We start from the raw sequence: 6,895 nt of genomic DNA, 5'->3' as shown, positions 1-6,895 counted from the left end.
GTACATCCGCCCGTCGCCGTTGGACGAGAGGTGACCGTCGGTGGCGACGGGCATGTGATGTACCGGCACGGCCCCTCCCGCGCGTACCCGGCTGCAGGTGCATCGGGGTGACCGGTCGGCCGCTTTCGCCGAATCCCGGCTGCGGGCGATCCGTGGTCCGCCCGCATTCCAGCCCCGGCCGGTCCGCATTTCAGCCCCGGCCGGGGAAAGTTCAGCCCCTCCGGCGTTTGAGGAGCGGGGTCCGGGGCGGAGCCCCGGGTACGGGAAGGGTAGGGGCGGAGGGGGCGAAAAACGCTGGTTCGGCCGGGCGCGGGCCGAGGGGGAGGCAGGGCCCGGGGCTGACCCGGGGCCCTGGACAGGTAAATGCGTGTGCATATATTGTTCACGCGTGTGATCGACCGCCGACGCATCCCAGGGGGACCCATGACCCGCCGATTCCTGTTCGTGCTCGGCAGCAGCCGCCCCGGCGGCAACACCGAGACCCTGGCCCGCAGGGCCGCCGAACAACTGCCCGCGGACACGGAGCAGCACTGGCTGTCCCTGGCCGAGCACCCGCTCCCCGACTTCACCGACCTGCGCCGGGACGGCGACCACGTACGGCCCCCCGCCGCGGGCACACCGGCCATGCTGCTGGACGCCACCCTCGCCGCCACCGACATCGTGATCGCCTCGCCGCTGTACTGGTACTCGGTGTCCGGACTGACGAAGCGCTACCTGGACTACTGGTCGGGCTGGCTGCGCACGCCCGGTGTCGACTTCAAGGCGACCCTGGCCGGGCGCACGCTCTGGGGCGTCACCGCGCTCGCGCACGAGGAGCCGGAGGTCGCCGACCCGCTGATCGGCACGCTGAACCACACGGCGGCGTACATGAAGATGCGCTTCGGCGGGGTCCTGCTCGGCAACGGCAGCAGGCGCGGCGACGTGCTGAACGACACCGGCGCGCTGACGCGTGCGAAGTCCTTCTTCGCACAGGAGGCACCGCTCGCCCGTTTCCCGTACGAGCGGTGAGGCGTCCGGCGTACGGGCGGTGACGGGCCCGCTCAGGCGGTGATGTCCTTCGTCGTGAACCGCGCCCACGCGGCCGACCCGAACACGGCGACGTACAGGCTCTGGAGGCCGAGGTCGCGGACCAGACCGTCCCAGTAGACGGGGTCGCGCATGAGGTCGGCGAAGGACAGCCAGTAGTGGGAGAAGAAGTACGGCTGGAGTGCGTGCAGCTGGGGGATCTGGTCGAGGATCTGGACGGTGATCAGGAGGCCGACCGTCGTCGCCATCGCCGCGATGCCGCTGTTGGTGAGCGTGGAGACGAACAGGCCGAGCGCGGCGACACCGGTCAGTGACGCGGCGACGACCAGGGCGATGAGCAGCGCCCGGCCGAGCCCCTCGGCGAAGCCGATACGGGTCCCGGAGATCGTGGTCAGCTCGCCCAGCGGGAACAGCAGGGCGCCCACCGCGAACGCCGAGACCGCCACTACCAGGGTCGCCACCAGGCAGAACGTCATCGTCGTCGCGTACTTCGTGAGCAGCAGCCGCGTACGGCCGGCGGGCGCGACCAGCAGATAGCGCAGGGTTCCGGCGTTGGCCTCGCCGGCGATCGCGTCGCCCGCGATGACGCCGATCGCCATCGGCAGGAAGAAGGGGAGGGTCGCGGCCAGCCCGGTGAACACCAGGAACAGGCCGTTGTTGGTGATCTGCGCGATGAACGCGGGGCCCTCACCGCCACCACCCGCGGTCGAGCCGCCGCTCGTCTCGACCCGGACGGCGACCCCGATGAGGATCGGCACGGCCGCGAGCACGCCGAGCAGCGCGATCGTCCGCCAGCGGCGGAACGTGGTGACGAGTTCGTCGCGGAAGAGTCCGAAGGTCCACAGAGGGCTCGGCCCGCGGCCGGGCCCCGGTTCCGCCTTCCCTCCCGAGACGATCTCCGTCGGGCCTCCCGCGCTGTTTCCCGGCGCGGCCGCGGGGCTCTCGCCCGCCCCGGGGGACGGCTCCTTCGCCGTCCGTGTGTCCCGCTGCGGCAGACTTTCAGCCCGCGACATCGAATCCCTCCCCGGTCAGCGCCACGAACGCGTCCTCCAGCGAGGCCCGTTCGACCCCGAATCCGCGGACCCGGACGCCCGCCATGACCAGCGCGGCGTTCAGTTCGGCGAGCTCACGGTCGGGTGGCTCCGCGGTCACTCCCCTCTCGGTCACGACGAGATCCGTGACGCCCTGCTCCTTCAGGATCCGTGCCGCGTCCCCGCCGTCCGGGGTGGTCACCACCAGCCGGCCCCGCGCGCCGGCCGCGAGGTCGGCAACCGGGCCCTGGACGATGAGCCGCCCCTGGGCCATCACGGCCGCGTGGGTACAGACCTGCTCGATCTCGTCGAGGAGGTGCGAGGAGAGGAAGACGGTCGTGCCGTCGGACGCCAGCTCCCTGACCAGCGAGCGGATCTCACGCATGCCCTGGGGGTCGAGACCGTTGGTCGGCTCGTCCAGGACGAGCAGCCGGCGGGGCTGGAGCAGCGCGGCCGCGAGTCCGAGCCGCTGCTTCATGCCCAGGGAGTACGCCTTCGCCTTCTTTCCCGCGGCGGCGGACAGCCCGACCCGCTCCAGCGTGCTCTCGACGCGTGTCCTGCGGGTGCGGGGATCGGCGGTCGGGTCCGCGGCGTCGTACCGCAGGAGGTTGTCCCGCCCGGAGAGGAAGCCGTACAGGGCGGGGCCCTCGATCAGTGCCCCGACGTGCGGGAGCACGGTGCGCGCGGACCGGGGCATGGGCCGCCCCAGCACGCTCGCCGTGCCCGAGGTCGGCTCGATCAGCCCCATCAGCATGCGGATGGTGGTGGTCTTGCCCGAGCCGTTCGGCCCGAGGAAGCCGAAGACGCTGCCCGCCGGGACGGTGAGGTCCAGGCCGTCGACGGCGAGCTGTCCGCCGCGGTACCGCTTGCTCAGCGCACGGGTGGCGATCACCGCGTCCTCGGTGGACACGGCACCGGCACCTCCCGCGCCCCGCGCGGGCACGGCGGCCGTGCCTCCCTGCTCCCGGGCGGGCTCCGTGCGGGCGCTTCCCGTCCGCCCTGCGGGGACGGGGGCGCCCGCGGCCCGCGCCGGATCGGGCTCGTCGGCGGACAGCTCCTCCATGGGCTCCCTCGGTTCGCTTCTGCCGGCCGTGCCTACCGGTCCGCGTTCGCGGCCTTCACCAGCGCGGCCTTGGTGACGGCACCGGCGTACACCTTGCCGTCGTCCGTGATCAGCGCGTTGACCAGGCGGGTCGAGTAGACCGTGCCCGAGCCGAACGTGCCCTTGACGTGGTCGCCGAGGGAGTTCAGGAACCCGTCGACATCGCTGTTGCCGGTCGAACCGGACGCGCCGGACGGCACGCCCTTGCCACCGGTGTCGAGCACGATGATCGAGTTCCAGCCCTTGCCGATCGTCTTCGGACCGCCGAGGCCGTCGGCCGTCTCCTCGTGGCCCTTCGGCCCGCCCTTCTCCACGCGCTTCGGCTCGGCGCCCCGCGGGCCCTTCGGCTCGTCGCCCTTCGCGGCCTTCAGGTCGTCGCCCTCGGTGACCTTCGCGCCCTTCGGCGGGGTGAAGGAGAACGTCGACGCGGCCGGCCGGGAGAAGTCGACCTGGGTGAAGCCCGCGTCCACGACGGCCGCGCCACCGGCGGCCGGGGTCAGCGTGAACTTCAGCGGGAGCCCCGTCTTCGCGTCCACCGCGATGCTGATCGCGCCGACCGTGGTGCCGGACTGGCGGGGCTTGACGACCAGCTTGTAGGCGTCACGGCCCGCGACGTGCGCGGTGCCGTCCACGGTCACGGAGGTCGTGTCGTCCACGGACTTGAGGACCTCGTCGGCGAAGTCCTTGGGTGTGGCCGGGACGTCCCGCGGCGCCTTGCCCTCGTCCTTGCCCCCGTCGGCGTGCCCGGACTCGGCGGACGTCGAGTGGAAGACCTCGTTCGACTTGCTGTCATACCCCCACACGTCCTTGCCGTTGTGGATGACGCTGTACTCGGCGGCGTTGTCGAGCAGGGAGACCTTGCCCCGGTCCGGTCCGTCGGCCGCGACGCGCAGCGTGTGCGTGCCCGAGGCCAGTTCGAGGAGCTTGGACTGCGGGTCGGCGGAGGAATCGCCGTGGCCCTTGGCCACGCCGGACAGCAGGCCGCTCTCCAGGCCGCCCAGGTCGGGCAGCCCCAGATCGGTGCTGATCTTGACCGTGCCGGACAGCTGCTGGACGTCCGACTTGGCGATCTTCTCGATGAGTTGCTGCGCGGTGACCTTCGGCAGATCGGGGTCCCCGGAGTCGGCGAGCGCCGGGACGAGTCCGATCGTCGCCGCCGCCACCCCCACCACCGCGACCGGAACGACGTACCGAGCGGCCTTGCGTCGCCCGGCGAGCCTGTCGTCGGCCTCTGCGGCCCTCGCGCTGTCGTCGGATTCGTACGGTGCCATGTGTGCCTTACCTCCGTCGTCGGCGGCGGCCCTGCCCTCGTTCCCTGCTCCACTCCTAAGCCGCCATTCTCACCCGGTCCGGTGAGGAGTGGTGTTCTCCATCTGACCAAATACGCCGGATGAAAGCGTCAACCCGCGGGCTCAACTCCGCGTAGTCCTGCGGTATGACGTGAGGGGGCGGTGCCTCCACCGGACCCGTAGGGGACCCGTAGGGGTCGCTCATGGGGAAACGCTCACGAGGGAACGTCCAGGGGCCCATGGGGAAACACCGCCCCGGCCGGATCACCGGCGGACCGGCCGCCCGTCTCAGCGCTGCACGAACACGTAGTCGGCCCGGTACGGGACGCCCACGATCGCGCCCGGCGTGCAGGAGCCGGCCGGGGCGACGCCGCCCACGGTGTTCAGGCGCAGGATCTCCTGCGTCCCGGCCAGCAGGCCGTGATCCCTGCCGGACCGCGTGGCGGCGAGGTCGAGCTCGGGGATGTTCGTCGCGCCGTTCGGGGTCTTCGCGATCAGCGTCCCGGTGACGGCGCTGCGGTCGGGTGCGATCCACTGCGGGGTACCGGAGTTGGGCTTCACGAACGAGTGAGCGATATGACCGCCGAGCCGTGCGGCGACGTCGCGCTGGGCGAAGCCGTAGCCGCCCGACGGGGCCGGCTTGCACTCGTAGATCTGCTCGCCCTCGACCACGGACTCCTGGAAGTTGCGCAGGGCGTTGCGGAAGTCGAAGGCGCCCGTCACCTTGTGGAGCTGTCCGCGGACGGTCCCGCCCGGGAATTTCGTGGTGTGCAGGTCCGAGTAGAAGGAACCGGGGTCGGCCTTGAGCGTGTCGAGCAGGTTCCCGTCCTCGACCTCGACCGTCCCGACGGCGCTGTGACCCCCCTTGACCCGGTGGAGCAGCCCGCTGAAGTCGATCCTGACGTCGCCGTCGGCGCCCTTGGCACCCTGGTGGAGGTGGAGCAGGGTGGGCCTTCCGGTACCGCGCCAGGTCACGGCGACGGACACCTTGTCCCCCTCGACCTTGACGAATTCCAGCACCGTGCCGTCCGCGTCACCGACGGCCGGGCCGCCCTGGACGGGCACTTCGGCGGTGCCGCGCAGGCTCGCGGCGAGGACGGTGCCGCCACTGCCGCCCATGAGGTCGTGGCTCGTCACGACCGTTCGCCCCTCGCGCCCGGAGCGGCGCGCGGCGTCGCTCTCGCTCCTGCCCCTGCTCCTGTCGGCAGTGCCGTGAGCGCTGCGCCTGCCATGAGTGCCCTGAGTGCTCTGCGCGTCCCTGGCGCCGTGTGCGCCCTGGTCGACAGCGACCGCCGGGACGACGACGGCGGCGACCGTGGCAGCGGCAGCCACCGCGGCGCCGGTCAGGATCAGGCTCTTGCGGCGCGTCGTGCACGTGGCGTTCGATCCCATGATTCCGATTCCTCCCCGTAACCCGGCCGACGCCCCCTGCGTCGGCTTCCGCGCATGATTACGGAGCCGGTCCGAGCCCACACTCACCGCAATCATGTGGCGCCGGTCACATCGCCTCGTACCGCCCGGAAACCATCAAATGTGGCAGGCATTCGAGTAGAAAACGACTCGAATCCGTACTTACGGGTGGCAGCGATCAGATCGTCCAGCATTCCAGGGTTCAAAGGATCGAGGCATCGCCATGGTCGCCATCAGGCACGTCACGGGATACGCCGCCACGGGCGCCGCCGTCCTGGCGCTCACGCTCGCCGGTTGCGGAGGGGGCGGCGGTGGCAGCGGCAGCAGTAGCAGCAGCGGGACCAGCACCCCCCAGAACAGCGGCTCGACACAGAAAGCCACCACGGGATCGGCCACGTCGATGCTGACCACCGCCAACGTCGCGAAACTGGGCACGGTCGTGACCGACGGAAAGGGATACGTCCTGTACCGCTTCGACGCGGACTCGGCCAACCCGACCAAGGTCACCTGTTACAGCACCTGCGCCGCGCTCTGGCCGGCGGCCACGACCACTTCACCGGGCTCGGTGACCACGAAGGGCATCGACAAGAGCCTGGTCTCCACGGTGAAGCGCAACGACGGCAGCACCCAGATCACCCTCGCCGGCTGGCCCCTCTACCGGTACGCCAAGGACGACGAGCCGAAGGAGCCGTACGGCCAGGGAGTGGACGGAACATGGTGGGCCGTCACCCCCAGCGGAGCGAAGATCACCACACCCGCCTCGGCGTCGTCGTCCTCGAGTCCGGCCACCACCGGCACGGGAAGCGGCAGCGGGTACTGACGGCAGCCACCGCGGGGGAAAGAGCCGGCGGAGGCCACCGACAGTCGCTCCGGCCGGCCCGGTGAACACCGGACACCCGCCCTCACCGGCCCGGCGAAAACACGGAACCGGCCTCCAGGGGCCCGGCGGCACCTAGGCGCCGCCCTCCAGGAGCCCGGTTCCACCGGCTCGGTGACAGCGAAAGAAACCGGCCTCCGCCGGCCCGACGACACCCAAG

6 protein-coding genes are annotated in these 6,895 nt (G+C 71.3%); 2 read left to right on the top strand and 4 right to left on the bottom strand.

Features of this window, described 5'->3' with window-relative positions; all coding sequences use genetic code 11:
* Window positions 1–423: 423 nt before the first annotated feature.
* The gene (locus ACH4S8_RS39715; RefSeq protein WP_398403216.1) at window positions 424–1,008 is read left to right on the top strand and encodes a flavodoxin family protein; all 585 of its coding nucleotides are present in this window, start codon (window positions 424–426) and stop codon (window positions 1,006–1,008) included.
* Window positions 1,009–1,040: 32 nt separating this feature from the next.
* On the opposite strand, the gene ACH4S8_RS39710 is transcribed toward ACH4S8_RS39715, so the two are convergent.
* From ACH4S8_RS39710 to ACH4S8_RS39695, 4 genes are all read right to left on the bottom strand, one after another.
* Window positions 1,041–2,039, bottom strand: a complete 999-nt coding sequence (locus ACH4S8_RS39710; RefSeq protein WP_398403214.1) for an ABC transporter permease — start codon at window positions 2,037–2,039, stop codon at window positions 1,041–1,043.
* Complete coding sequence (locus tag ACH4S8_RS39705; protein ID WP_398403212.1) at window positions 2,026–3,120, bottom strand: ABC transporter ATP-binding protein; 1,095 nt, start codon at window positions 3,118–3,120, stop codon at window positions 2,026–2,028. The genes ACH4S8_RS39710 and ACH4S8_RS39705 overlap by 14 nt, the downstream gene beginning before the upstream one ends.
* Before the next feature lie 32 nt (window positions 3,121–3,152).
* The gene (locus ACH4S8_RS39700) at window positions 3,153–4,430 is read right to left on the bottom strand and encodes an outer membrane lipoprotein carrier protein LolA (RefSeq protein ID WP_398403210.1); all 1,278 of its coding nucleotides are present in this window, start codon (window positions 4,428–4,430) and stop codon (window positions 3,153–3,155) included.
* Between the two features lie 306 nt (window positions 4,431–4,736).
* Window positions 4,737–5,840, bottom strand: coding sequence for a CHRD domain-containing protein (locus ACH4S8_RS39695; RefSeq protein WP_398403208.1), 1,104 nt, complete (start codon window positions 5,838–5,840; stop codon window positions 4,737–4,739).
* A gap of 241 nt (window positions 5,841–6,081) precedes the next feature.
* Here ACH4S8_RS39695 and ACH4S8_RS39690 point away from each other — a divergent pair, with 241 nt between their 5' ends.
* The gene (locus ACH4S8_RS39690; protein ID WP_398403207.1) at window positions 6,082–6,678 is read left to right on the top strand and encodes a hypothetical protein; all 597 of its coding nucleotides are present in this window, start codon (window positions 6,082–6,084) and stop codon (window positions 6,676–6,678) included.
* Window positions 6,679–6,895 lie beyond the last annotated feature (217 nt).

The organism is Streptomyces sp. NPDC021080, assembly GCF_044333225.1.
In the GTDB taxonomy this organism is placed as follows: Bacteria; Actinomycetota; Actinomycetes; order Streptomycetales; family Streptomycetaceae; genus Streptomyces.
Note: the sequence above shows the minus strand (reverse complement) of the source record. Positions and strands in the feature narration are given on the sequence as shown.

What these genes read in the sequence shown, in the direction of transcription:
- ACH4S8_RS39715 (WP_398403216.1), top strand. Translation starts at nt 424, where the DNA reads ATGACCCGCCGATTCCTGTTCGTGCTCGGCAGCAGCCGCCCCGGCGGC.
- ACH4S8_RS39710 (WP_398403214.1), bottom strand. Translation starts at nt 2,039, where the DNA reads ATGTCGCGGGCTGAAAGTCTGCCGCAGCGGGACACACGGACGGCGAAG.
- ACH4S8_RS39705 (WP_398403212.1), bottom strand. Translation starts at nt 3,120, where the DNA reads ATGGAGGAGCTGTCCGCCGACGAGCCCGATCCGGCGCGGGCCGCGGGC.
- ACH4S8_RS39700 (WP_398403210.1), bottom strand. Translation starts at nt 4,430, where the DNA reads ATGGCACCGTACGAATCCGACGACAGCGCGAGGGCCGCAGAGGCCGAC.
- ACH4S8_RS39695 (WP_398403208.1), bottom strand. Translation starts at nt 5,840, where the DNA reads ATGGGATCGAACGCCACGTGCACGACGCGCCGCAAGAGCCTGATCCTG.
- ACH4S8_RS39690 (WP_398403207.1), top strand. Translation starts at nt 6,082, where the DNA reads ATGGTCGCCATCAGGCACGTCACGGGATACGCCGCCACGGGCGCCGCC.